The sequence below is a fragment of the Vogesella mureinivorans genome (assembly GCF_007644035.1).
Taxonomy (GTDB): Bacteria; Pseudomonadota; Gammaproteobacteria; order Burkholderiales; family Chromobacteriaceae; genus Vogesella; species Vogesella mureinivorans.
On the sequence record NZ_VMTV02001006.1, the window covers coordinates 1 to 250 of the forward strand.

Annotated in this window: 1 protein-coding gene; it reads right to left on the bottom strand. The window is 44.8% G+C overall.

Features of this window, described 5'->3' with window-relative positions; genetic code table 11:
- Window positions 1–250: hypothetical protein (locus tag FLQ44_RS25720; RefSeq protein ID WP_206209099.1), on the bottom strand; the 250-nt coding region annotated here is incomplete at both ends.

Genomic DNA, 250 nt, shown 5'->3' on the forward strand with positions numbered 1-250 from the left:
CAGTTCTTTGGCGCTGGTCCCGGCCAGGATAATAGAACCATCCCGGTTCAGTTTCAAATCTGAAAGTCTTTCTTCTCTCTGCCTTGATTCTCCTGCCACATGTTTTCGCCACTGTTCATTACCATTCTGATCCAGGTACAGCATCCAGAAGGTTTCATCATCTTTTTCTATTCTGCCTTCAGCCTGGGTATAACCGCCTAACAAAATTCCTTTGGAGGATTTGTCATCTGCTGAATGAATGACGCTCATT